The following is a 253-nucleotide window of genomic DNA, read 5'->3' on the forward strand; positions in this document are numbered from 1 at the left end:
CTTTTTTTAACAGTTCTATTAATTGTGATTTTATTTTTTCGGTATCCTTGCCTACTTTTTCCTCAAACCTATAAGATTTAGCTTTTCCAAAGTTTTGATTACCTCCTTCTTCAATATATATAATAGCTTCTAATACGCTTCCATCTCTTTTTAAAAGAGCTTCTCTGGCTTCCTTGTAAGTTGCATATGGGAGTCTTTCTAATACTTGATCCACCATTTCAACTGTTATCTGTGTCATTTTTTTCTCCTTATA

Annotated in this window: 1 protein-coding gene; it reads right to left on the bottom strand. The window is 31.2% G+C overall.

All coding sequences use genetic code 11. From position 1 onward, the window contains the following. The coding region (locus tag HLB29_RS09605) for a hypothetical protein (protein ID WP_330604471.1) at positions 1-238 on the bottom strand (238 nt) is incomplete at its 3' end. Positions 239-253 lie beyond the last annotated feature (15 nt).

Origin of the sequence: Peptostreptococcus canis, from assembly GCF_014229965.1 — a bacterium.
GTDB lineage: Bacteria > Bacillota > Clostridia > Peptostreptococcales > Peptostreptococcaceae > Peptostreptococcus > Peptostreptococcus canis.